We start from the raw sequence: 23,689 nt of genomic DNA on the forward strand, positions 1-23,689 counted from the left end.
GGTCGAAGGGCCGATGGGGATACGGAGGGCTGCGGGGTTACGGACGGTTGGCCTATGCGGCGAACAGGTCGAGCACCGGGCGCCGCCACTGCCCGTCCAGGTCCAGATCGAGCGCCGGGTCCGAGGCGAGCACCGCCTGCTGGAGCTTCTGCAGCCGGGGCGACGGCTCCAGCCCGAGGTCCTCGACCAGTCTGGCCCGCAGCCCCTGGTAAGCCTCCAGCGCCTGCCAGGGGCGGCCCGCCCGGTAGAGCGCGGCCATGCACTGGGCGTGCAGCCCCTCGTGCAGCGGGTGCCGGGCGGTCAGCTCGGTCAGCTCGGTGAGCAGCTCGGCATGGCGCCCGAGCCGCAGATCGGCCTCGATCCGGCGCTCCAGTACCCCGAGCCGGCTCTCCTCCAGCCGGGCCAGCTCGATCTCCAGAACCGGGCCGACCTTCACATCCACCAGCGCGGGGCCGCGCCAGACGGCGAGCGCCTCGCGCAGCAGCAGGGACGCCTGGACATCGTCCCCGGCGTCGAGGGCGTCCCGCCCGGCGGCCACCAGCCTGTCGTACTCGTGAATGTCCACCGCGCCCGGCTGGGCCTCCAGCACATAGCCGCCGTAACGGGTGGCCAGCACGTTCTTGGAGGCATCCGGCGCCTGCGGGCCGTAGGCCGCGGCCAGTCGGCGGCGGAGCTGGAGGATATAGGTCTGCAAGGTGGTCAGTGCGCTCCGCGGCATCTTTGTGCCCCAGATTTCCTCCATAAGAGTGGGCACCGGCAGCATTTGGTTGGCGTAGACGGATAGCAGTGCGAGGATCTGCCGCGGCTTGCCCGCGCTCGGCACGATCGACTGGCCGCACGCCTCGACGCTGAGTGGCCCCAACACCTTGATGTCCATGGTCCTGTACCTCCGTCAACGGTCCGTCAAGTGCCTCCCGGCCGCGCGGCCTTGCCACCGAGGCACCTAAGAGACTCGCCTGCGGAAGATGTCTGCGGCCAGTGTCGTACTACCGAACCCGATATGAGTTCTAGGGTGCAAAACCATGATAAATTCATACCCTGGCGACAAGATAGGTACTGACCTGCAATGGCTGCCTCGCCGCACCCTCGCAGGGAACCACCCCTCCCATCCCGAGGAGAGCCCGCGATGATCGATGCGCCCTCTTTCATGAAGCCTGTCAACACCGCCGAGTTGACTTCCCTCGCTCCCGACGCCGGGACGGCCGGCCATCTCCCGGGTCCTCAGGACGACTTGGTCATCGAGGAACTCACCGACGCTTCCCGGGCAGCCGCCGCCCCCCGTGCCTGCATCTGCATCTGCACCACAAGCTCCGACTGACGGCCGGATGACGGGCGAATTGGGCTTCACCCCGCACCTGCGGGTCGAGCCGGTGCCGGGCGAGGCCGTCTACCTCGTCTCCGAGCACGGCGTCACGGCGCTCCACGGGCGGACCATCGCCACGCTCGCCCCACTGCTCGACGGTTCCCGGGATCTCGCGCGCATCCTCGCCGAGGCGGCCGTCGCGGCCGACCAGACGAGCGCGGTCCCCGCCGCCCGGGCCGAACTCGTCATCGCCCGGCTGCGCGAGGCGGGGCTGGTCTCCGAGCGCGGGCGCGCCGGGGTCCCGGACCCCGAGGAGGCGTACTGGGAGCTCGCCGGGCTGAGTGCCGCGGGCGGCCGGGCCGCTGCCCCGTCGGTCCCCGCCGCCGCCTCCGTGGCCTCGCTGACCCTCGGTTCCACCGACCCGGAGGAGACCCGTCGGGCGCTGCGGGCGGCCGGGCTGCGGACGCCGTTCGAGGAGGAGGCTGACGAGCGCCGGGCTCCTCCGGACGGAGATCTCCGCGGTGCGATATGCGCTGCGGGAGCATGTCAACAGGCCGCCGCCGGCCTCACCCTGGTGGTGTGCGACGACTATCTCGACCCCCGGCTCGCCGCGATCGACCGTGAACACCGCGCCTGCGGCCGCCGCTGGCTGCCCGTCAAACCGATGGGCACCCAGGCGTGGCTGGGCCCGTTCCTCGGCGGCCCCGACGACCCGTGCTGGTCCTGTCTGGCCGACCGGCTGTGGCGCGGACGCCAGGCCGAGGCGTATCTCCAGCGCAGGCTGGGCCGCTCCGGGCCGGTGCCGCGGCCGCCCGCCTCGCTGCCCGCGAGCCGTGCCGCCGCCCTGCAACTCGCCGCTCTGGAGGCGGCCAAGTGGCTCGCCGGGCACCGGCACCCGGGCCAGCAGGCCCTGTCCACCCTGGACAGCCTCACCGCCACCGTGGAGCGCCATCCGCTGTCCCGCCGGCCGCAGTGCCCCGGATGCGGCGATCCGGATCTGGTCGCGGCACGGGTGCGGGCTCCGTTGGCCCTGCCGGTGAGGCGCGGACCGGTCGCGGTCGGCACCTCACCCCGCCGGATCATGGAGCGCTACGGACATCTGGTCGACCCCGTCACCGGGCTGATCACCGAGATCCGCCGCGACCCCCGCGGCCCCGCCTTCCTCAACTGCTTCCATGCGCGCCACCCCTCGTACATCGGAGCCGACCTCATGGGCGGGCTGGGCGCCCTGCGGGGCGGGCTGGGCGCCGCCGCCCACGGCAAGGGCCGGACGGCCGAACAGGCGCGGGCGGGAGCCCTGTGCGAGGCCCTGGAGCACTACAGCGGCCACTTCCAGGGGGACGAGCCGCGGCAGCGCGCCCGCTACCGCGATCTGGATCCGGCCGACGCCGTCCACCCGGACACCGTCCAGCTCTTCGACGCCCGCCAGTTCCGGGACCGGACCACCCCCGCGCGCCACCGGATCCACGATCCGTTCGACGAGGGCGCGGAGCTGGACTGGACTCCGGTGTGGTCGCTCACCGCCGAGCGGCACCGGTTGCTGCCCACCGCGTTGCTGTACTACGGCGCCCCGCAGCCCGAGGGGAGGCGCTACTGCCGGGCCGACTCCAACGGCGCGGCGGCGGGCTCCACCCTGGAGGACGCGGTGGTGCGGGGCTTTCTGGAGCTCGTGGAGCGGGACGCGGTCGCCCTGTGGTGGTACAACCGCACCCGTCAGCCCGGCGTCGCCCTGGACGCCGTCGAGGACCCCTGGATCGCCCAATCGCGCGCTGTGCACCAGGAGCTGGGGCGCGAGGTGTGGGCGCTGGACCTCACCACGGACTTCGGCATTCCGGTGGTCGCCGCGGTCTCCCGCCGCATCGACAAGCCCGCCGAGGACATCACGCTCGGATTCGGCGCCCATTTCGACCGGCACACCGCGCTGAGCCATGCGTTCGCCGAGCTCAACCAGATGCTTCCGGCGGTGGTCGAGGCCCACGCGGACGGCGGGGGCCACGGCGCGGGCGATCCCGAGGCGCTGCGCTGGTTCCGTACCGCCACCACGGCCAACCAGCCCTACCTGACGCCGGATCCGGCCGCCCCCGCCCTGGACATACCCAGACCGCCGGGGCATCGCCGCTCGATATCCTCCATACGGGAGGCGGTCCGCCGACGCGGTATGGAACTGCTGGTCCTGGACCAGACCCGGCCGGATGTCGGACTGCCCGTCGCGAAAGTGCTCGTCCCCGGACTGCGCCCGCACCGGCCACGTTTCGCACCCGGCCGTCTCTTCGATGCCCCCGTGGCCCTGGGCCGGCTGACCGCCCCCACGCCCTATCAGAGCCTCAACCCGATTCCTCTCTTCTTGTGATCCCCTGGTCCCCGGTGATACCTCGTAACGCCCGGCACCGCATCGGCGCTCTACGCTCCCTCTCCAGGTGCGGTGTAGATCGGATACTCTCGGGCAAGCCGCCCAATCCGGCCCGACCATCCGGAGGACGAGTGCAGAGGAGCCTCTTTCCTGACGAGGCCGGCGACAACCGCCCGCGCCATTACGAGAACCTGGCGCCGCGCCTGGCCGTGGTCATCACGGTGGCGGTGCTCCTGGGCTACTTCTGTGTCGCGGTGACGTATGTGGTCGACGCCCACCCCTCCGGCAGGGCGATGGCGCTGGCGCTGCTGCCGATGGCGATGCTGCTCGGCCTCCAGCTGACGCACTCCTTCCCCGCTCTCGCGCCCCGCCTCGGCAAGGCCCCCCACTGGACGCTGGCGTCGCAGGCGCTGCTGACCTTTCTGCCGTTCGCGATCTTCAAGCAGGCGTGGCTGGGCATGCCGGGATTCCTCGCGGGCTCGGCCCTTCTGGTGCTGCCTCCGGCGCTGGCCTGGTCGGTGTTCGGCACCGTCCTGCTGTGCAACGATGTGCTGCTGTTCCAGGTCGGCTTCGGATGGGGCAAGGTCTGGTACACCACGGTCTCCACGGCGCTGACCGGTCTGGTGGTCTTCGGCCTCTCCCGGCTGTCCGGACTGGTCGCCGAGGTCTCCCGGTCACGGGCCGAGCTGGCCCGGCTGGCGGTCGCCCAGGAGCGGCTGCGGTTCTCCCGGGACGTCCACGACCTGCTCGGCTACAGCCTCTCCACCATCACCCTCAAGTGTGAGCTGGTGCACCGGCTGGTGCCGCGGCAGAACTCCCGGGCCCAGCAGGAGCTGGCGGAGATCCTGCAGACGTCCCGCCAGGCGCTCGCCGACGTACGGGCAGTGGCCAGCGGATACCGCACGATGTCCCTGTCCGCGGAGGCGGAGACCGCGAGATCGATGCTGGCCGCGGCGGGGATCAGTGCCACGGCGGACATCGACTGCGGCAAGCTGCCCGAGCTGGTGGACACCGTACTCGCGAGCGTGCTGCGCGAGGGGCTGACCAATGTGCTGCGCCACAGCCAGGCCGAGCACTGTGCGATCGTGGCGCGGCGGAGCGGGCGCCGGGTGCGGCTGACCCTCGTCAACGACGGGGTGGGCAAGGGCTCCACGATCCTGCGCGCCGACAGTACGGACGGCGGCAGCGGGATCGGCAACCTCAAGGTCCGGCTGGAGAGTCTCGGCGGGCGGCTGCGGGCGGGGATGCGGCCCGACGGCTGGTTCGAGCTGCTGGCGGAGCTGGAGCTGTCGCTCGACAAGGGGGACCCGCAGCCGGGCAGACGGGCGCGCGGCGCGGAGGAGAAGTACGGACCGGGTCCTGCCGTGACGGCGTGACCCGGACGCCGCCCGGCCCGCCGCCGGGCGGATCGGCCGCCGGGCGGATCGGCCGCCGGCCGGACCGTCAGCCGCTCAGATCCAGCCCGCCTCACGGGCGATACGGACGGCGTCGACCCGGTTACGGGCGTTCAGCTTGGTCACGACGGACGTCAGATAGTTGCGCACCGTCCCCACCGACAGAAACAGGGTGGCCGCGATCTGGGCCGACTCCTCCCCCTCGGATGCCAGCCGCAGCACCTCCAGTTCACGCGCGGTCAGCGGCTGCGGGCCGTCGTCCAGAGCGGCCAGCGCGAGCTGGGGGTCGATCACCCGCTCGCCCTTGGCGGCCGCGCGGATGGCATCGCACAGCTTGTCCGGGCTGCTGTCCTTCAGCAGGAATCCCGAGACATGGGCGGCCAGGGCCCGACGCAGATTCCCGGGGCGGCCGAGGCTGGTGAGCACCATGGTGCGGCATTCGGGTACGGCGGTGTGCAGCTCCGCGGCCGCGGTCAGCCCGTCCATGCCGGGCAGATCGATGTCGAGAACCGCGACATCCGGGCGGAGTTCCCGGGCGCGCGGCACAATATCGGCACCACTGGAGAACTCGGCCACGATATCGATATCCGGTTCGAATTCCAGCAGGGCGACCAGTGCCTTGCGCAGCATGTGCATGTCTTCGGCGATGAGCACCCGGATCATGTCGTCCCCCTGCTGTTCCGCCCCGTTGTCCCCCGCGTCGATTATTCCCCGGATTTCCTTGACCGTTCCACGATTTCCCGATGGATTCTCCCTGTCGAACACGCGTCCCTTTACCCGTATCCGCTGGATCACGTGTGCGCCCGCCGGGTTACCTGGACCGTCCAGCCGCCGTCACCCGTCCGTCCGGTGACGGTCACCCGTACGGCGTCCTCCTTGACCGACAGGCTGTCCCCGACGCCGAGCGGGGCGTCGGCGAGCGCCGGGTAGACCGACTCGTTCCAGCAGGCGGAGGTGGCGGGGTGGCCGTCCACCACCTGGACGGGACCGTCGCCCGAGGCCTTGTCGTTGCGCACGTGGTAGACCAGCACGCCCTGGGTGCAGGTCCCGGCGTCATTGCCGTAGGCGCCGCGCGCCTCGATGGCCAGCGCGCTGGTGGGGCCGGTGCGGACGACCACCAGCCGGGTACGGGAGTCGGCGGCGGGATCGCCCGCCGCCATGGGCGCGCCGAGGGGCTGGAGGGTGTACGTGCGCGGGCCGGTGTCGCGGTCGCAGGCGACCTGGTGCGAACTGAGCCAGCCGAGCTTCCACTTGTGCCAGCCGAAGGGGTCGGGGGCCATGCCGAACTGGCTGCCCATCAGGTCCCAGTCGCCGACATGGGTGTCCCAGTCGCCGTTGCTGTCGCCGCCCTTGGGCCGGTGGTAGAGGTCGGGCAGATCGAAGACATGGCCGGTCTCATGCGCCAGAACATTGCGGTCCGGCGGGTGGTGCTCGAAAACGGTCACCAGACGGCGCAGATCAATACCGTCGGCCCGGATCGGCTTTTCGAAGTTGACCACTTTGGTCGCGTCGGCGTCGACACCCGGGGCGTCGGGGTCGGCGACCAGATAGACGAGGTCGTAGCGGCTGAAGTCCACCTGCGGATCGGCGGCGGCGATGGCGTCGCGCAGATACGCGGCACGCCGCCCGGAGTTCCAGTCGCGCTGTATGGCGTAGGCGGTGGAGGGCCGGGGCATGGTGAGCCAGCGCTTCCGCGGATGCACCCGCAGCGCGAATGTCCCGTAGGAGGCCCGTTTGAAGAAGTCGGCGGTGGCGGGGGTGTGGTCGGCCGCCAGCTGGGCGGGGGTCACCCGGGGCTTTGCGTCCGGGAAGGACAGGAAGACCATGGCCGCGTCGAGTGCGCGGGCCGGGCGGGGATAGCGGGAGTTCCAGGTGTCCAGGCCCTCGGAGTGATGCGCACCGGTGCGCTCGAGGTCGCAGGGGCCGCCCGGGCCGGCCGCGACCGCGGGGCCCGCCACCACGGTCGTCGCGATCATCGCGGTCAACGAGGTCAGTACCGCCCCGGTACGACGCAGCCGGGGCGGGCGGTGCACCCCCTCAGGTCCATGAGGACGCACCATGTCGACCTCCCGGGGGGTAGGCGGAACACCCACTCCACCCTGGGCCGGATCGGCGCGGTACGCCCTGTTCGGCTGGACCGGTCGAGTGAACCGGCCGCGATGCGGGTACGTAACAGACGGTCACATTCGGTCAGACGGGCAGTTGGCCCGGGCACAGGCGAACAGATATGACCGAACCCGTTGTCAAGACGGCGATGAGCGGCGGTGAGCGCGATGACGTCGATGGAATGCCCGGAGTGCGAGCCTCTATGATCTCCACACTTCCAGCGGGGATTCCCTCCTCAGGCGGGCACTTACGGCCTGCCCGGCACCCGGTGTGAGACATGCGCAAGACGTGGACGAGAAACCTCGACAAGCAGACAAGACCAACGCCACGCGGGAGCGAGCGGTGAGCGGAATCCCCGACGGGCAGGGCCGCGCGCCCGGCGCGACGCTGCCGACGATCACTGAGCGTCATGCGACGCCCAGCGCTCCACCCCTCTCGGAGGGCGCGGGCGCACCTTCGTCCGCCCCCGACGCGCCCCCGGGCGCCGCATCCCCGGCCCCCGCGCCCCAAGGCGCCGCCCCGCCGGCCGCCCTCCTGTCGGCCGTCGCGGCCACCCCGCCCCGGGAGGCCGCGCCGAGCGACTATCGCGCCGCCTTCAACGCCGCGCGCCTGGCCATGGCCGTCGTCGACCGCGAGGGCAGCGTGCTGGACGCCAACCCCGCGCTCGGCGACCTGCTCGGCACGGATCCGGCGCTGCTGGCCGCCCGCAGCGCGGCGGATCTGGCCCATCTGCGCGAGGATCCGCGCACCTGGAGCGAGTACCGCGATGTGCTGCGCGGCCGGCGCGCGCGGCTGTGCTGCACCCGCCGCCTCCAGCGCACCGACGGCCATGCGCTCTGGGCCGAGATCACCGTCGAGTCCGCCCCGGGCAGCCGCTCCCTGCTGCTGTCGATGGCGGACATCAGCGACCGGCGGGATCTCCAGGGCCGGCTGCGCCACCTCCAGATGCACGATCCGGTGACCCGGCTGCCCAACCGCAATCTCTTCTTCGAGCGGCTGGCCTCGGCGCTGGAGTCGGCCACCTACGACCGCGAGGGCACCGGCCGGATCGGGCTGTGCTATCTCGACCTCGACGGCTTCAAGGCGGTCAATGACACCCTCGGGCACCGGGTCGGCGACCGGCTGCTGGGCGCGGTCGCCCAGCGGCTCACCGAATGCGCCGCGCCCGACGGCCATCTGGTGGCGCGGCTCGGCGGCGACGAGTTCGCCCTGCTGGTCCGCAACTCCACCGGCACCGAGCAGCTGTGCGAGCTCGCCCGCGCCGTACTGGCGGCGCTGCAGCCGCCGTTCGACGTGGGCGGGCAGCGGCTGGCGGTGTCGGCGAGCATCGGCGTGGTGGAGCGGCCCGCGGCCGGCACCCACACCACCTGGCTGATGCAGGCCGCGGACACCACGCTGTACTGGGCCAAGGAGGACGGCAAGGCGCGCTGGACCCTGTTCGACCCGGAGCGCAACGCCCACCGGATGACCCGGCAGGCGCTGTCCAGCACGCTGCGTCCGGCGGTCGAGCGGGAGGAGTTCGTCCTGGACTACCAGCCGCTGGTGGGGCTGGTCGACGGGGTGGTACGGGGCGTGGAGGCCCTGGTGCGCTGGGATCATCCGCAGTTCGGCCGGCTGTCGCCGAATCGGTTCATCCCGCTGGCCGAGGAGAACGGCGCGATCGTGCCGCTCGGGCGCTGGGTGCTGCGGACCGCCTGCCGCCAGGCCCGCGCCTGGCAGCTGGCGCATCCGACGCACCCCATCGTGGTCAGCGTCAATGTGGCGGTCCGCCAGGTGTGGGACTCCGATCTGGTCGCCGACGTCGGCGCGATCCTCGCGGAGACGGGGCTGCCGCCGCACCTGCTGCAGCTGGAACTGACCGAGTCGGCGGTGATGGGCTCGGCGGGCCGTCCGCTCCAGGCGCTCCAGCGGCTCAGCGACATGGGGGTGGCCATCGCCATCGACGACTTCGGAACCGGCTACTCCAACCTCGCCTATCTGAGCCGGCTGCCGGTCTCCACGCTCAAGCTCGACGGATCGTTCGTCCAGGGATTCCGGACGGCGGAACATCCGAATCCGGCCGATGAGACGATCGTCGAGGCGCTGGTGCAGCTCGCGCACCGGCTGGGCCTCACGGTGACGGCGGAGTGCGTGGAGAGCGCGGAGCAGGCGGAGCGGCTGGGCCGGATCGGCTGTGACACGGGGCAGGGGTGGTTCTACTCCCGCCCGGTGCCGCCGGACCGGATCCAGGCGATGATCGCCGCCTCTCCGGCGCCCACCTAAGCGGTTACGGCGAAGTCACGTGCTGATCCTTCTCGGCGTCCAAGCCCTCGGCCAGGCCGAACGGCGAGGGATCAGCGGCAAACTTCACCGCATCCGCTGAGGAATCCGGTCCGCCCCGCGCCCTGGCCGCCGCTACGCCTGCGGCTTCTCTGCCTGCGACTCCTGTGCCTGCGACTCCTGTGCCGGTGTGGTCGGCAGCCCGTAGGCGTCCGCGATCAGCTCGTACGAGCGCAGCCGGGCCTCGCCGCTGTGCACGGTGGTCGTGATCTTGATTTCGTCCACCCCGGTCCGCTTGATCAGCCCGTCGAGCCCCTCGCGGACCTCGTCCGGCGTCCCGTGGACGACATTCGCGAGCCAGCTGCTCACGAAGTCGCGCTCCATCTCGCCGAACGCATGGGCCTCGGCCTCCTCGGGGGTCGGGACCAGGCCGGGGCGGCCGGTGCGCAGCCGGACCATGGACAGCGCGCCGGTGAGCACCTGGCGGTCCGCCTCCTTCTCGTCCTCGGAGGCGAACGCCGAGACACCGATCGAGGCATACGGCCGGTCCAGCACGGCGGACGGGCGGAAGCTCTCGCGGTAGAGATCGAGCGCGGGGATCGTGTTCGCCGCGGAGAAGTGGTGGGCGAAGGAGAACGGCAGGCCGAGCATCCCGGCGAGCCGGGCGCTGAAGCCGCTGGACCCCAGCAGCCAGATCGAGGGCCGGCCGGCGGACTGCACCCCACCGGGCGCGGTGCCCTGCACCGGCCCCGGCACCGCGTGGATGCGACCGTAGCGATGGCCGTCGGGGAACTCGTCGTCGAGGAACCGGATCAGCTCGGCGAGCTGCTCCGGGAAGTCGTCCGCGCCCTCGCGCAGCCGGTCGGTGCGGCGCAGCGCGGCGGCCGTGGCGCCGTCGGTCCCGGGTGCGCGCCCCAGGCCGAGGTCCACCCGGCCAGGGGCGAGCGCCTCCAGCGTGCCGAACTGCTCGGCGATGACCAGCGGCGCGTGGTTGGGGAGCATCACCCCGCCCGAGCCGAGCCGGATCCGCTCGGTGTTCGCGGCGAGATAGGCGAGGATCACGGCCGGGGAGGAGCTGGCGACACCGGGCATGGAGTGGTGCTCGGCGACCCAGAACCGCTGGAATCCGCGGCGCTCGGTGAGCTTGGCCAGCTCGGTGGTGGTCCGCAGCGCCTGTGCGGCGGTCTGCCCGCTGCCGACGGTCGCCAGATCCAGCACCGACAGCGGCACCGGTGCGCTGCCGAGGGGCTTCGCCCTGATGGTGTCGCGCTGGTCGTCTCGCCGGTCCTGCTCATCGGCCACGGTGGCCCGCCTCCCTGGTCGGTTCGGTCGCTCTGCATGCACCCACAACCTGCAACCGGAGAATGACTCCGCTTTATTCCCGACCCGTACGGCGACGGTGGAGGACCAGCGCCGTGCAGGCGCCGCCCATCACCAGCACACCGGCCGCGAGGCCGATCGGCAGGGCGGAGGAGCCCATCGGCAGGGCGGAGGAGCCGCCGGTCGCGGCGAGGCGCCGAGGGGTCAGCGCGTTCACGATCGGGGCGTTGGCGGCCAGGGCCGAGGTCGTGTAGTGCCCGGCCTTGTGCACCGAGGCGACCGAGCCGTCGGGCTTCAGCAGCACCTGGGTGTTGTTCGGGTGCCGGAAGTCGAACATGCCGGACAGGGTGTTCGCCCGGGCGTCGAAGGAGGCGTCACCGATCCGGCCGGTGCGCCAGTTGTCCTCGATGAAACGGGTGATCGACGTCTGCTCGGTCCGGGTGTGGTCGACCTTGTCGGCCTTGCTGTACGGCGAGATCACCAGCAGCGGCTGACGGGTGCCGGGGCCACAGCGGTCCTGGTAACCACCCTGGGGCCTCGGTCCGGACTGGCAGGCGGGGCTGTCGGTGGCCCTGCCGTCGGAGCCGGCCGTGGAATCCTTCGACCCGTTGAGGGGCTTGGCGTACGCGTGGTCGTACCAGCCGTCGCTGTCGTCGTACGCGACGACGATCGCCGTGTCCTTCCACTGCGGCGACTTCTGGATCGCGTTGATCTGCCGAACCAGGAAGTGCTGCTCGTCGATCGGGTCGGAGTAGCCCGCGTGGCCGTCCTGGTACTCGGCGGCCTTCAGAAAGCTGACGGCCGGAAGACGGCCGGTCTTGAGCGCGGCGTGGAAGTCGGTCAGGTCGTAGTTGTGGTTGGCCTGACCGTTCCGGCCGATCTCATGGACGCTCCTCGGCGGAAGGTGATGCGGATTGGCCGTGGACTTGTAGTACTGGAAGGGGGCGTGGTGCGGGCTGTAGTCCACGGACGCCGCGCCGCCGACGTTCTTGTGGGTGGTGCCGGAGCACTTGGCGTAGTGGCCCTGCTTGCCGTCCCAGATGGTGCTGGGGCGGAAGCCGCCCTGGAACCAGCCCCAGGTCACGCCCTTGGCGTTGAGCAGATCGCCGATGTTCCGGCCCTTGAGCCGGGCCAGGGCGTCGCTGCTGGTGTGGTCCTTGTCGGAGCAGTCGTCGAAGGCCGGATCCGGGTCGCTGATCATGGTGCCGACGCCCTTGGCATCCGGTGAGGCCACCGCGTACGGATCGGGCTTGTCGGTCTGGACCGGATTCTCGGTGGAGGACTTGGGGTCCGTCGAGACCACCCCATGGGTCTGGCCGGAGATCAGTTCCACGGCGCCGGGGGTCGAGGGGCCGTAGGCGGAGCTGAACGAACGGTCGCCCAGCGCGTAGTGCTGGGCGTAGTTCCACAGCCCGGTGACCGTGTTGCCGTCGTAGTAGTCCATCACCAGACCGGGCTCGCCGAACAGCCCGCTGCACTTGCTGACCTCGGTGTTCTCGACGTACTTGTCGGCCTTGCCGCCATGGGCCGCGTACTGCTCGGCGCCGTAGTCGTGGTTCTGGTCGCAGGTCATGGCCTGGTCGCTGCGGAGCCGCTTGGGCTTGTAGAGATTGGGGTTCTTCTTCAGCAGACCCGCGTGTGCCAGGGTGTCGATGTTCTTCGGGGTGTCCTTGGCGGGCGTGAACCTGGTGCCATCGGTGTTCGCGGCCTTCGGGTAGGTGGCGAAGTAGTGGTCGAACGAGACGTTCTCGTCGAAGAGCACCACCAGATGCTTCACCGGGGTCGCGGTGTCCGGCCCGTGCCGCGCGGGCGCGGCCCACGCGGGCGCCACCCCGCCCACCGTCGCCAGCGCCGCGGCGCCCGCCAGGGCGCCCCAGCGCATGGCCCGGCTCCGCCGCCTGTCCCCCGCGGACTCCGCTGTGCCGCCCATCCCATGCCTCCACATGATTCGCTTCTCACGCCTGCGCCCGATCCTGTGGCACGGGCCGGACTCTCCGATGGAATCCATGGAGGCTGCCGGGTGAACAGGGGGTCAGAGAAACACAAGCAACTCTTGAGGCGTTCTTGACCGGGCGCTGGTGTGACACTCGGCGCTGATCAGGACAGAAGGGTCCGTCCCAGCCAGTCGCTACGGTCCCTGGCGCCGGGCAGCGCGTAGAAATAGCCGCCGCCGAAGGGGGTGATGTAGTCGACCAGCGGCTCACCCGCCAACCGCCTCTGCACCGTCTCGAACTGACGCGCCAGATCCCGCTGGTAGCAGCAGAACATCAGGCCCATGTCGAGATTGCCGTTGCTGTCCATTCCCCGGTCGTAGTTGTACGCGCGGCGCAGTATGCGCTCATCCTCGCTGCGCGCGGTACGCGGATTGGCCCGCCGAACATGGCTGTCCAGCGGGATGACGTCACCCTTGGGGTCCTGTGCGTACCGCGGGGTGTCGAACTCGTGCTGCCCGTCCAGCGGTGCGCCCGACTCCCGGCTGCGGCCGAGCATCCGCTCCTGCTCGGTGATCGACACCCGGTCCCAGAACTCCACCAGCATCCGGATCAGCCGGATGACCTGATAGCTGCCGCCGGCCGCCCAGCCCGGCTCACCGGAGTGGGCGCCCGTCCACACCAGACGGCCCATCAGGCGCCGGTCACCGGTATCCGGGTTGGCGGTGCCGTCCTTGAACCCCATGTGGTTGCGCGGGGTGCCGGAGGGGCGCGGCGGGCTGACGAAGCCGTCCATGCGCCAGCGCGCCTGGAGCGCGCCCCGGGTGTGCCGGGCGATATCGCGCAGGGCGTGCAGGACCGTGTCCGTGTTCTCCGCGCAGAGCTGGAGGCTCAGATCGCCATGGCACCAGTCGGGGTCGAGATCGTCGTCCGGGAACGACGGCATCGTGCGCAGCCGCCGCGGTAGGCGGTCCTTCAGCCCGTACCGCTCGTCGAAGAGCGAGGCGCCCACGCCGACCGTCGCCGTCAGCCGGTCCGCGGCCACCTGCGGGCCCAGGGTGCCGGAGTCGACGGGCGGGGCGGTGATCCCGGCCGGGTCCGGGGTGCCGCCGGCGGTGAGGAACCGGCAGCGCTCGGTGAGGGTACGGAACGCATCGGCCAGCTCCTTACGGTCTACGGCCGTGGCGTCGAAGGCGATGAACGCGGTCGCCCGCTGGGGCGGGGTGAGGATGCCGGCCTGATGGGCGCCATGGAAGGGGACACGGGCGGGCGCCTCCTGACTCCCGCCCGGCCGCGCCGCGGCCGGGACCGCGGCGGCGCCCGCCACCGCGCCGACCGTGCCCGCCGCCGCGCCGCGCAGAAAACCCCGTCGCAGCACCTCGCTCACCGGGTCCTCCGTATGTCCGTCAGCGCCGCCACCTCGGCCAGCCGCTCCACCAGGGCGCCCATGTCGGCGTTCAGCTTCTGGCGCCCCGTGCGGCCCAGCTTCTCCACCGGGGTCCAGTGGTCCCCGTGGTGCGCACCGTCCAGGGTGTGCCGGGTGCGCTCCAGCCAGGTCCTCAGCTCCGGCAGCCCGGGGTCGCGGGACGCCAGCACCGGGTCCAGACGGCGCAGCACGGCCCGGGTGCCGTCCAGATTGGCGCGGGCGGTGGCCACATTGGTGCCGCTGCCGTAGTCGGTGCGGCCGGTCAGCTCGAGCTGCACGGTGTTCTCCATGATCTCGTGCGCCCGCAGGCCCAGGTCGGCCGGGTCCATCCGCTGCGCGGGCCAGTCGTCCCGCAGCTTGCGGACGTCCTTGGCGAGCCGGTCGGCGACCGGGCGCAGGGCGCTCGCCGACTCGCCGTGCCACAGGCCGTACTCGAGGCGGTGGAAGCCGGTGAAGTCCGGGTCCCGGACGCCGCCGGACAGCCCCGCCGCGGTGCCGTTGATCGCCCCGTCGGCGTCGCCGAAGGCGCCATAGGCGGCGCCCAGCCGCTCGTACACCAGATGGGCGGGCAGCCAGGCCGCGCGGGCCCCGGCCAGATCGCCGTCGCGGACGGCCGAGCGCAGCGCGTCGGTCTTCCGCACCAGCTCGCCCATCCGGCCCTGGACCCACTTCTGGTAGGCGATCGTCGGCGGGATCAGATCCTGCTGGGTGACCGGGCGGGCGGACGGCCCGCCGCCGCGCGCGGGTCCGGCCACGGTGACGGTCGGGCCGGTGACCGCGCCCGCGTCGTCGGGTGCGCAGCGAAACGCGTAGGACCCCCCGCCGAGCGTGACCCGCAGCGGCCGGCTGGTGCCTGGGCCCAGGCCCTCCACCTCTCCGTAGACGGCGCCGCCGGCCGGATCGGTGAGATAGACCTCGGCCGCCCTGCTGGAGGTGTTCCGCAGCTCGAAGACCTGCTTGCCACGGCGCGGATGGGTCCAGCCACGGCCACAGCCGCCCTCGGAGACCTCGACCGAGGTATGCCGAAGCCCGTCCGAGGGGCGGGCCGAAGCCTTGGTGCGATGGCCGCCGGACGGTCTCTGGCCGACGGTCAGCGCGCCGACCCCGATGGCCGCGGCCGCCGTCACTGCCCCGGCGACGAGCAGCTGACGGAATGACGGCCGGAGGAGGGAGAGGTGAACGCGACGCACGGCTGCATGGTAGACACCGTCCGGCAAGCGGAACGCACCGGTGAGGAAAGAGAAAGCTGGAATTCAACCGCGCTTTACCGACCCGTCACCAGCCGCCTCCGCCGCTGAAGAGCGTGCCCAGCCGGTCATGGAACGGCTCACGGCCCAACAGCCGCAGCCCCTCCCAGACCGTGACCTGGTTGGCGGTGAGCACCGGCTTGCCCAGCTCCGCCTCCAGATCGGGCAGCCAGGCCGCGGTGTGCAGGGCCGTGTCCGGAAGGAGCACCGCCTGCGCCTCGGGGTGGTCCCCGGTGCGGGCGAGATGCAGCACCTCCTCCCGGCCCCAGGTGCCGACCTCGGCGGCCGTGATGATGCCGCTGCCGCGCGTGGAGACCACTTCCGCACCCGCCGCCTTCAGAAAGGCCCTGAAGTGCTCGGCGACATCCTCCGGATAGGTCGCCGCGATGGCGACCCGCTCGGCGCCCAGCGCCCGCACCGCATGAGCGAAGGCGAAGGAGGTGCTGGAGGCGGGCAGCCCGGCCGTCTCGCTCAGCTCGCGCACCTGGTCCCGGGCGCCGTCCCAGCCGAAGACGAAGCTGGCGCTGGTGCAGGCCCAGACGACGGCCTGCGCCCCGCGCTCCGCGAGCTCGGCGACCCCGGACGCGAGCCGCGCCGCCGACCCCATCTCCAGCAGGGCGCCGACCCGGTGGGCGTCCTCGCCGATGTCGGTGTGGACCAGGGGAAGCCGGACGCCGCCGCCCAGGATGCCCTCCAGCCGGGGATAGTCGTCCTCCGCGGAATATCCCGGGTAGAGAAAGCCCACCGTGTCCGGGGCCGGCCGCGTCGTGTCCACCATGACTGCCTCCTTACCGGCGGCGCCCGCGAGCGCCGCCCCACGCACTGTCACTTCTCATACACCGCGGCCGCCCTGCGGGTTCCGCTCCCGCCCGGCAGTTGTACTCACAACGACGCAGTTCGACTCACAACGCCGACGGGCCTCCCGGATCCTCCAGATACGGGCCCTCCCCGATTCCTGGCCCGAATCCCGGGTCCATCCCGTCGCCCGGATCCCCGTCCGGCCCCGGTGACGGGGCCCCGGCCAGCGCCGCCTCGGGCTCACCGGCCATGGAGTCGACCACCGATTCGACGATGGGGTCCACCGCCGGCCCCCGGCCGGAACCGATGGCCGGCCACGCCGCCATCCCCGCCGGGCCGGACCGGGCGGCCGGGTCCAGCAGCGCCTGGTAGGGGCCCACGGCCTGAGCGCCGATGGCCCGCAGCGCCGCCCACATCGTCACCTGGTTGGCGGACAGCACGGGCATCCGCAACTCCGCCTCCAGCTGCGGAATCACGTCGTAGGTCGGCAGGTTGGTACAGCTGATGAAGAGCGCGTCGGTCGCCCCGACCACCGCCTGTCGCGCCATGTCGACCACATCGCGGTACGGCACCTTCCAGATGTGCCGGGTCAGTCCGAGGTAGGCCCGCCCGGTGACGGTCATCCCGGCCTCGCCGAGGTAATCCTCCAGCGAGTCGGTCACCGACCGGGTGTACGGCGTGACCACGGCGATCCGCCGCGCGCCGATCTCCCGCAGCGCCTCCAGCAGCGCGCCCGAGGTGGTCAGCGACGGAAGTTCACCCGCCTGGGCCATCGCCGCGCACATGGCGCGCTCGCCGGCCACGCCACCGACGAAGCTGCCCGAGGTGCAGGCGTACGTCACCACCTGGGGGGCGACGGCGCTCAGTGCCCGCACCGCCTCGTGCAAGGTCTCGTGCTCGCTCACGAGCCGGGCCAGGTCGAGGCTCACCTCGACCGGCACGAACGGGGTACGGGTGAGGTGCAAGGAGACCTCGTCCGGCACCCAGCGCCACAGCTCCCGGTCGAGCGCGAAGTCGAACGGTGCGACCACCCCCACGCCGCGCTGCGGCAGGGGACCACCCAAAAAAGAGACGTCCATATCGAGCCCCAATGCAGAACGGAGGGACTGGACCATTGGCCAGGGATACAGAGAGATACACCGGCCTAATGCCGGGGACGCCGGGACAGATGCCGTTGTTGACGACGGTAGTTTCCGCTGCCTAGCGTGGTCAATCCTCAAACCAAGGCGCCTGCCCGGACTCTGCCCAGCCAAACCCACTCACGTTTCGAAACGGTTTCCCGCCTATGTCCGAACCCACTGTTGTCGTCTTCGGCGATCAACCGCCCATCCGTCTGGACCGGCTGGCCGGCCGGGCCAAGGTCCTGGTCTGCGACGCGGATGCACTGCCCGAGCTGCTGCCCGCCGCGGATGTGCTCCTGGTCTGGGACTTCACCTCCGACGCGGTCCGCGACGCCTGGCCCGGCAAGGGTCCCCGGCCCCGCTGGGTGCACACCGCGAGCGCGGGGGTGGACCGGCTGCTGTCCCCCGAACTCACCGCGTCCGACACGGTGCTGACCAACGCGCGCGGCGTCTTCGAACAGCCGATCGCCGAATATGTAGCGGGCCTGGTCATCGCCATGGCCAAGGACTTCCGCGGCAGTTGGGAGCTCCAGCGGCAGCGTCGCTGGCAGCACCGGGAGACGATGCGGCTGGCCGGGAGCCGCGCGGTCGTCGTCGGCGCGGGCCCCATCGGCCGGGCGATCGGCTCCACCCTGGCCGCGCTCGGCGTGGTGGTCGACCTGGTGGGGCGCACCGCGCGGAAGGACGTGCACGGCGGCGACGAGCTGCCCGAGCTGCTCTCGAAGGCCGACTGGGTGGTGTGCGCCGCGCCGCTCACCGGCGCCACGCGCGGCATGTTCGACCGGAGCGCCTTCGAGGCGATGAAGTCCACCGCGCGGTTCATCAACGTCGGCCGCGGCCCGCTGGTCGTCGAGAAGGACCTGACCGCGGCCCTGGTCGCGCGGCGGATCGGCGGTGCGGCGCTGGATGTCTTCGAGCATGAGCCGCTGGCCGCCGACGACCCCCTGTGGGATGTGCCGGGGCTGTTCGTCTCGCCCCATATGAGCGGCGACACCGTCGGCTGGCGTGACCACCTCGCCGAGCAGTTCGAGGACAACTACGACCGCTGGGAAGCGGGCAAGCCACTGCTCAACGTGGTCGACAAACGCCTGGGCTACGTACCCGTGGACTGATCGCACGTCTGAACGGAGAGCCGGATGACCGACATGCACGACCTGACAGCTGTTCAACTCGTGGCGGGGTACGCCTCCGGCGATCTCTCCCCCGTCGAGGCGACCCGCGCCGTGCTCCACCGGGTCGAGCAGATCCAGCCGGAGGTCAACGCCTTCACCCGAGTGGACGCCGAGGGCGCGCTGCGGCAGGCGGAGGAGTCCGCCGAGCGATGGCGGCGCGGCGAGCCTGCGGGGCTGGTGGACGGCGTGCCGGTGTCGGTGAAGGACATCCTGCTGCTGAGCGGCGCCCCCACGCTGCGCGGTTCGCGGACCGTGGCGGCCGAGGGGCAGGCGTGGGACGAGGACGCGCCCTCGGTGGCCCGGCTGCGGGAGCACGGTGCGGTGTTCGTGGGAAAGACGACGACCCCGGAGTTCGGCTGGAAGGGCGTCACGGACAGCCCGCTCCACGGCGTGACCGGCAATCCGTACGACCCGCAGCGTACCGCGGGCGGCTCCAGCGGCGGCAGCGCGGCGGCGGTCGCGCTGGGCGCGGGTCCGCTGAGCCTGGGGACGGACGGCGGGGGCTCGGTCCGAATCCCGGCGTCCTTCTGTGGCATCTTCGCGTTGAAACCCACCTATGGGAGGGTTCCGCTGTATCCCGCGAGCGCCTTCGGGACGCTGGCCCATGTGGGGCCGATGACCCGGGACGCGGCGGATGCCGCGCTCCTCATGGACGTCATCTGCGGTCCGGACTGGCGCGACTGGTCGCAAATGGCCCCTGCCGGCGAAGGTTTCCGCGAGGGGATCACGGCGGGCGGCGGGTCGGTGGACGGGCTGCGCGTCGCCTACAGTCCGGCGCTCGGCGGCTCGGCCGCGGTCGACCCGGAGGTGGCCGCCGCGGTACGGCGGGCGGTGGGCCTGCTGGAGGAACTGGGCGCGGTGGTCGAGCAGATCGACCCGGGGATCGAGGACCCGGTGGAGGCCTTCCACACCCTGTGGTTCAGCGGTGCCGCGCGGGTGGTGCAGCCGCTGGGACAGGAGCGGTGGGAGCTGCTGGACCCGGGGCTGCGCGAGATCTGCGCCCAGGGGGCCGCGTACAGCGCGCTGGACTATCTGGCGGCCGTGGACGTCCGTATGGCGCTCGGCCAGGCCATGGGGCGGTTCCACTCCGCGTACGACCTGCTGGTGACGCCGACGATGCCGATCACCGCGTTCGAGGCGGGGGTCGAGGTGCCGAAGGGGTCGGAGCACACCCGGTGGACGGGCTGGACGCCGTTCACCTACCCCTTCAACATGACCCAGCAGCCGGCCGCGTCGGTGCCGTGCGGGCTGTCGGCCGAGGGCCTGCCGATCGGGGTGCAGCTGGTCGGGGCGCGGCACGCGGACGCGCTCGTACTGCGGGCCGCGCACGCGCTGTACGAGGCGGGCGTGGCGGACGGGGTACGGCCGCCGGCCGCTTGAAAGGCGCGGAGCGCCGGACGGGCCGCGCCGGGCCCGTCCGGCGGCGCGTCAGGCCCGGCGGAAGTTCAGGGTCTCCCCCAGCGCCCCGGCCCGCCACAGGTCCTGGCAGGCGTCGGCCATCCGGTCGAGGCCGTCGACGACCTGGCCCCAGACGATGCCCGGGACCCAGCCCGCGTCACCGTTGATCAGTAGATTGTTCCGCTCGTAGAAGAGTGCGAGATCGACGACCTGACGCCGCCCCTGGTGCTTGGCCGCCGCCTCGTACCCGTACGACTTCGTACCGAGCTGGGTGTCCGAGAAGGTGAAATAGCACAGGTCGCCGGGGATGGGGGTGATCGTCGGGTTCTCCAGCGGGGGTTCTTCGGGGGCGAAGGGCGGCAGCAGCGCGTAGATCTCGTTGCGCGCGTACTTCGCGTGATAGACATCGCCCCCCAGCGGCAGCGCGTTCCAGACCGCCTCACAGGTGATCGGCGCGCGGTCGTCGAGGAGTTTGGCCGTACAGGTCACCCCACGCTTGTCGAGCGAGACCTCGATGAACCGGTCGGCTCGGTCAACCATCGACATTCCTCCGGGTCGCTTCGGAACCAGTCCTTCGTAGGGGCATACCCAGCATCGCCTGCGTCAAGGGCTGGAAACGGTCCGCATATTTTCCGAGCGTTCGGGTAGTCACGCGCCCATGGCGCCACCACGTGGGAATGACATCAAAAGTAGAGAAAACACCAAAAGAGGACCAAATCGGCGATCGCTCCTCGCCGGCGGTGCGGCCCTGGGCCTGCTGGGCGCGGTCGGCTGCAGCCGGGTGTCCGGCTCCGATGCCAAGGAGGGGGGCAATCTGCTGGAGCGGCTGAAGTCGCAGGGCACGGTCCGGCTGGGAATCGCGGGGGAGATCCCATTCGGCTATATCGACAAGAACGGCGACTTCACCGGCGAGGCACCCGAGATCGCGAAGGTGATCTTCAAGCGGCTGGGAGTGGAGAAGGTCCAGCCGGTGCCGACCGAGTTCGGGTCGCTGATCCCGGGCCTGCGCTCGCAACAGTTCGACGTGGTGTCCGCCGGGATGTACATCAACCCCGAGCGGTGCGCCCAGGTGATCTTCTCCGATCCCGACTACCGCATGCGTGACGCGTTCATCGTGCGCAAGGGCAATCCGAAGAACCTGCACAATTACGATGACATCGCCAAGAAGAAGGCCAAAATGGCCACCGGCACCGCCTATGCGCAAATCGGGTACGCGGAGGCCGTCGGAATCAAGCAGAAGGACATGCTGATCCTGCCGGATCAGCTCGCCGGACTGCTGGCGGTGGAGCAGGGCCGGGCCGATGTCTTCGCGGGCACGACCGTGACCGTCCACAACGTGGTGAAGCAGCGGAACAGCCGGCGGGCCGAGGCCACCGAGCCGTTCCAGGCGATGGTCGACGGCAAACCGGACATCGGCGCGGGCGGCTTCGCCTTCCGCCCAGAGGAGACGAAGCTCCGGGATGCTTTCAATGCCGAGCTGCACAAGATGAAGAAGAGCGGCGAGCTGCTGCGCATCGTGCGGCCCTTCGGCTTCACGGAGGAAGAGATGACCGATCTGACGGCCAAGGAGCTGTGCTCATGACGGCCGGGCTCTGGGAACACTGGCTTCTTCCGGGCATCTGGATCACGGTCCAGCTCACCCTGTACAGCGCGGTCTTCGCCACCGTCGTCGCCTTCGGCATCGGTATCGCGCGCACCTCCCGCCCGTGGATCGTCCGCTTTCTGACGGGCTTCTACGTGGAGGTCTTCCGCGGCACCTCGGCCCTGGTGCTGATGTTCTGGCTGTTCTTCGTGCTGCCGCTGGCCTTCGGGTACCAGCTGGTGCCGATGTGGGCGGCGGTGCTGGCCCTCGGCCTCACCTACGGGGCGTACGGATCCGAGATCGTGCGCGGCGCGATCGCCGCCGTCGCCCCGGCGCAGCGCGAGGCGGCCATCGCGCTCAGTTTCACCCCCGCGCAGCGGATGCGCCGGGTGATCCTGCCGCAGGCGATACCCGAGATGATCCCGCCCTTCAACAATCTGCTGATCGAGCTGTTGAAGGCGACCGCTCTGGTCTCCGCCGTGAGCGTCGCCGACATCACCTTCGCCGCCCAGCTCTCGCGGCTGGCGACCGGTGACAGCCTGGAGATCTACTCGATCATCCTGGTCCTCTACTTCGTGCTGGCCTTCGTCCTCACCCGGCTGATGCGCCTGCTGGAGCGGCGCGCCAAGGCGGGCATCGGCCAGGGCCCGGTCACGACGGGCCAGGGACCGCTGGTCACCCGGAAGCTGTCCGCCGGCCAGGAGACCGAGCAGTCCTCCAACATCATCACGGGAGGTGCCCAGTGACCTGGAACTGGGATGTGGCCAAGGACTTCCTCCCCGAGCTGGGCCATGGGCTGCTGATCACCCTGGAGGCGACGGCCCTGGGCTCGGTCCTGGCGTTCGCGCTCGGCCTGGTGTGGGCCATGGTCTTCCGCTCGCCGACCCGCTTCGTCCGCTGGCCGGTGTCGGCGGTGGTGGAGTTCATCCGCAACACCCCGCTGCTGGTGCAGCTGTTCTTCTTCTATTACGTGCTGCCGACCTGGGACATCAAGTTCTCGGCGCTCACCACCGGGGTGATCGCGCTCGGTCTGCACTACTCGACGTACACCGCCGAGGTCTACCGGGCCGGTATCGACGGTGTACCGAAGGGCCAGTGGGAGGCGGCTACCGCGCTCAGCCTCTCCCGTGGCCGTACCTGGATCGCGGTGATCCTGCCGCAGGCGATCCGCCGGGTGGTGCCCGCGCTGGGCAACTACGTCATCGCGATGCTGAAGGACTCCCCGATGCTCGCGCTGATCGGCGTCGTCGACATGCTGCAGAACGCGCGCGCGGAAGGCGCGTCGTCCTTCCAGTACATCGAGCCCTACACGATGGTCGGCATCGCCTTCATTCTCATCGCCTACCCGGCTTCCCTTCTGATGCGAGCCCTGGAGCGTCGTCTTGGCCACTGAAACCGACCACACGAACCCTGCCGTGGACGGCAGTGAACTGATCCGATTCGACTGGGTGACCAAGCGCTTCGGCAGCAACACGGTCCTGGACAACCTCGACTTCTCGGTGTCCTCCGGCAAGCACGTCACCCTCATCGGCCCCTCGGGATCGGGCAAGACCACGATCCTGCGGCTGCTGATGACCCTGATCAGCCCGGACGAGGGCACGATCAAGGTCGACGGGGACTACCTCACCCATGAGGACAAGGGCGGCAAGCTGGTCCCGTCGGGTGAGAAGCACACCCGTGAGGTCCGCAAGAAGATCGGCATGGTCTTCCAGCAGTTCAACCTCTTCCCCAACATGCGGGTGCTGCGGAACATCACCGAGGCCCCGGTGCACGTGCTGGGCCTGGACAAGGACGAGGCCGAGACGCGGGCGCGGGAGCTGCTCGACCTGGTCGGCCTCGGGGACAGATACGACGCGTACCCCACGCAGCTGTCCGGCGGACAGCAGCAGCGGGTGGCGATCGCACGGGCGCTGGCGATGCGGCCGCAGGTGCTGCTGCTGGACGAGGTGACCTCGGCGCTGGACCCGGAGCTGGTGGCCGGGGTGCTGGACGTGCTGCGTGACATCGCTCACACCACGGACATCACCATGCTCTGCGTCACCCATGAGATGAACTTCGCGCGAGACATCTCCGACGACGTGCTGATGTTCGACGCGGGCCGGGTCATCGAGTCCGGGCCGCCGGAGAAGATCTTCACGGAGCCGGAGCACGAGCGCACCCGGGAGTTCCTGAGCGCTGTTCTCTAGGCCGCCGGCCCCCCTGATCGGGCGATTGCCCCCGCCGAGTCGGCGGGGGCATGCTCATGGCATATGCCAGGGTGATACACCGCTGCTGAGCCGGGC

The 23,689-nt window shown here is 70.9% G+C and carries 20 protein-coding genes; 10 read left to right on the forward strand and 10 right to left on the reverse strand.

Translation table 11 applies throughout. From position 1 onward, the window contains the following. Positions 1-52 precede the first annotated feature (52 nt). A complete protein-coding gene (locus tag ABZU99_RS28675) occupies positions 53-877 on the reverse strand; it encodes an AfsR/SARP family transcriptional regulator (protein WP_355946130.1) in 825 nt (274 codons plus the stop codon). A 249-nt stretch (positions 878-1,126) separates the two neighbouring features. Between ABZU99_RS28675 and ABZU99_RS28680 the strand changes: the two genes are divergently transcribed. From ABZU99_RS28680 to ABZU99_RS28690, 3 genes are all read left to right on the forward strand, one after another. Next, positions 1,127-1,318 (forward strand): hypothetical protein, encoded by a 192-nt coding sequence (locus ABZU99_RS28680; protein WP_355946127.1) that lies wholly within the window; start codon positions 1,127-1,129, stop codon positions 1,316-1,318. A 7-nt stretch (positions 1,319-1,325) separates the two neighbouring features. Continuing rightward, positions 1,326-3,653, forward strand: coding sequence for a TOMM precursor leader peptide-binding protein (locus ABZU99_RS28685; protein ID WP_356049012.1), 2,328 nt, complete (start codon positions 1,326-1,328; stop codon positions 3,651-3,653). 131 nt (positions 3,654-3,784) lie between these two features. Continuing rightward, the gene (locus ABZU99_RS28690; protein WP_355946122.1) at positions 3,785-5,029 is read left to right on the forward strand and encodes a histidine kinase; all 1,245 of its coding nucleotides are present in this window, start codon (positions 3,785-3,787) and stop codon (positions 5,027-5,029) included. Positions 5,030-5,104: 75 nt separating this feature from the next. Here ABZU99_RS28690 and ABZU99_RS28695 read toward each other — a convergent pair whose 3' ends face one another. Together ABZU99_RS28695 and ABZU99_RS28700 are read right to left on the reverse strand one after the other, a co-directional pair. Beyond that, complete coding sequence (locus ABZU99_RS28695) at positions 5,105-5,710, reverse strand: response regulator transcription factor (RefSeq protein WP_355946388.1); 606 nt, start codon at positions 5,708-5,710, stop codon at positions 5,105-5,107. A gap of 128 nt (positions 5,711-5,838) precedes the next feature. Further along, the gene (locus ABZU99_RS28700; protein ID WP_356049014.1) at positions 5,839-7,107 is read right to left on the reverse strand and encodes a M6 family metalloprotease domain-containing protein; all 1,269 of its coding nucleotides are present in this window, start codon (positions 7,105-7,107) and stop codon (positions 5,839-5,841) included. Positions 7,108-7,687: 580 nt separating this feature from the next. Here ABZU99_RS28700 and ABZU99_RS28705 point away from each other — a divergent pair. Continuing rightward, positions 7,688-9,415, forward strand: a complete 1,728-nt coding sequence (locus ABZU99_RS28705) for an EAL domain-containing protein (protein ID WP_356049031.1) — start codon at positions 7,688-7,690, stop codon at positions 9,413-9,415. Positions 9,416-9,547: 132 nt separating this feature from the next. Here the strand turns inward: ABZU99_RS28705 and ABZU99_RS28710 are convergent, their stop codons facing one another. The 6 genes from ABZU99_RS28710 to ABZU99_RS28735 all read right to left on the reverse strand — a co-directional run bounded on the left by ABZU99_RS28710 (position 9,548) and on the right by ABZU99_RS28735 (position 17,213). After that, entirely contained in the window at positions 9,548-10,714 is a 1,167-nt protein-coding gene (locus ABZU99_RS28710; RefSeq protein ID WP_356049016.1) for an LLM class flavin-dependent oxidoreductase, read from the reverse strand. Positions 10,715-10,787: 73 nt separating this feature from the next. Next, on the reverse strand, positions 10,788-12,662 hold the full coding sequence (locus ABZU99_RS28715) for an alkaline phosphatase family protein (protein WP_355946115.1): 1,875 nt from the start codon (positions 12,660-12,662) through the stop codon (positions 10,788-10,790). A 167-nt stretch (positions 12,663-12,829) separates the two neighbouring features. Further along, positions 12,830-14,050: an iron uptake transporter deferrochelatase/peroxidase subunit gene (gene efeB / locus ABZU99_RS28720; protein ID WP_356049018.1), complete on the reverse strand. Its 1,221-nt coding sequence runs from the start codon at positions 14,048-14,050 to the stop codon at positions 12,830-12,832. Further along, the gene (locus ABZU99_RS28725) at positions 14,047-15,279 is read right to left on the reverse strand and encodes an EfeM/EfeO family lipoprotein (protein ID WP_356049019.1); all 1,233 of its coding nucleotides are present in this window, start codon (positions 15,277-15,279) and stop codon (positions 14,047-14,049) included. The genes efeB and ABZU99_RS28725 overlap by 4 nt, the downstream gene beginning before the upstream one ends. Before the next feature lie 85 nt (positions 15,280-15,364). After that, entirely contained in the window at positions 15,365-16,114 is a 750-nt protein-coding gene (locus tag ABZU99_RS28730) for a decarboxylase (protein WP_356049020.1), read from the reverse strand. A gap of 124 nt (positions 16,115-16,238) precedes the next feature. Then, entirely contained in the window at positions 16,239-17,213 is a 975-nt protein-coding gene (locus ABZU99_RS28735; protein ID WP_355946105.1) for a decarboxylase, read from the reverse strand. A gap of 206 nt (positions 17,214-17,419) precedes the next feature. Here ABZU99_RS28735 and ABZU99_RS28740 point away from each other — a divergent pair, with 206 nt between their 5' ends. Then, positions 17,420-18,367, forward strand: coding sequence for a D-2-hydroxyacid dehydrogenase (locus ABZU99_RS28740; protein ID WP_355946102.1), 948 nt, complete (start codon positions 17,420-17,422; stop codon positions 18,365-18,367). 24 nt (positions 18,368-18,391) lie between these two features. Continuing rightward, positions 18,392-19,807: an amidase gene (locus ABZU99_RS28745; RefSeq protein ID WP_356049021.1), complete on the forward strand. Its 1,416-nt coding sequence runs from the start codon at positions 18,392-18,394 to the stop codon at positions 19,805-19,807. Between the two features lie 48 nt (positions 19,808-19,855). On the opposite strand, the gene ABZU99_RS28750 is transcribed toward ABZU99_RS28745, so the two are convergent. Then, the gene (locus ABZU99_RS28750; RefSeq protein WP_356049022.1) at positions 19,856-20,365 is read right to left on the reverse strand and encodes a DUF3830 family protein; all 510 of its coding nucleotides are present in this window, start codon (positions 20,363-20,365) and stop codon (positions 19,856-19,858) included. Between the two features lie 118 nt (positions 20,366-20,483). Between ABZU99_RS28750 and ehuB the strand changes: the two genes are divergently transcribed. Genes ehuB through ehuA form a run of 4 tightly spaced genes read left to right on the forward strand, consistent with a single transcriptional unit; the run spans position 20,484 to position 23,593 of the window. Continuing rightward, complete coding sequence (gene ehuB, locus ABZU99_RS28755) at positions 20,484-21,407, forward strand: ectoine/hydroxyectoine ABC transporter substrate-binding protein EhuB (RefSeq protein WP_355946094.1); 924 nt, start codon at positions 20,484-20,486, stop codon at positions 21,405-21,407. Next, complete coding sequence (gene ehuC, locus ABZU99_RS28760; protein ID WP_355946091.1) at positions 21,404-22,153, forward strand: ectoine/hydroxyectoine ABC transporter permease subunit EhuC; 750 nt, start codon at positions 21,404-21,406, stop codon at positions 22,151-22,153. Before ehuB ends, ehuC begins: the two co-directional genes overlap by 4 nt. After that, positions 22,150-22,800 carry an ectoine/hydroxyectoine ABC transporter permease subunit EhuD gene (gene ehuD, locus ABZU99_RS28765; protein WP_355946088.1) on the forward strand — a complete coding sequence of 217 codons (651 nt, stop codon included), beginning with the start codon at positions 22,150-22,152 and terminating at the stop codon, positions 22,798-22,800. The genes ehuC and ehuD overlap by 4 nt, the downstream gene beginning before the upstream one ends. A gap of 22 nt (positions 22,801-22,822) precedes the next feature. Beyond that, positions 22,823-23,593: an ectoine/hydroxyectoine ABC transporter ATP-binding protein EhuA gene (ehuA, locus tag ABZU99_RS28770; RefSeq protein WP_356049032.1), complete on the forward strand. Its 771-nt coding sequence runs from the start codon at positions 22,823-22,825 to the stop codon at positions 23,591-23,593. The last annotated feature ends 96 nt before the right edge of the window (positions 23,594-23,689 follow it).

Origin of the sequence: Streptomyces sp. NPDC005266 (assembly GCF_040607655.1) — a bacterium.
Lineage (GTDB): Bacteria > Actinomycetota > Actinomycetes > Streptomycetales > Streptomycetaceae > Streptomyces.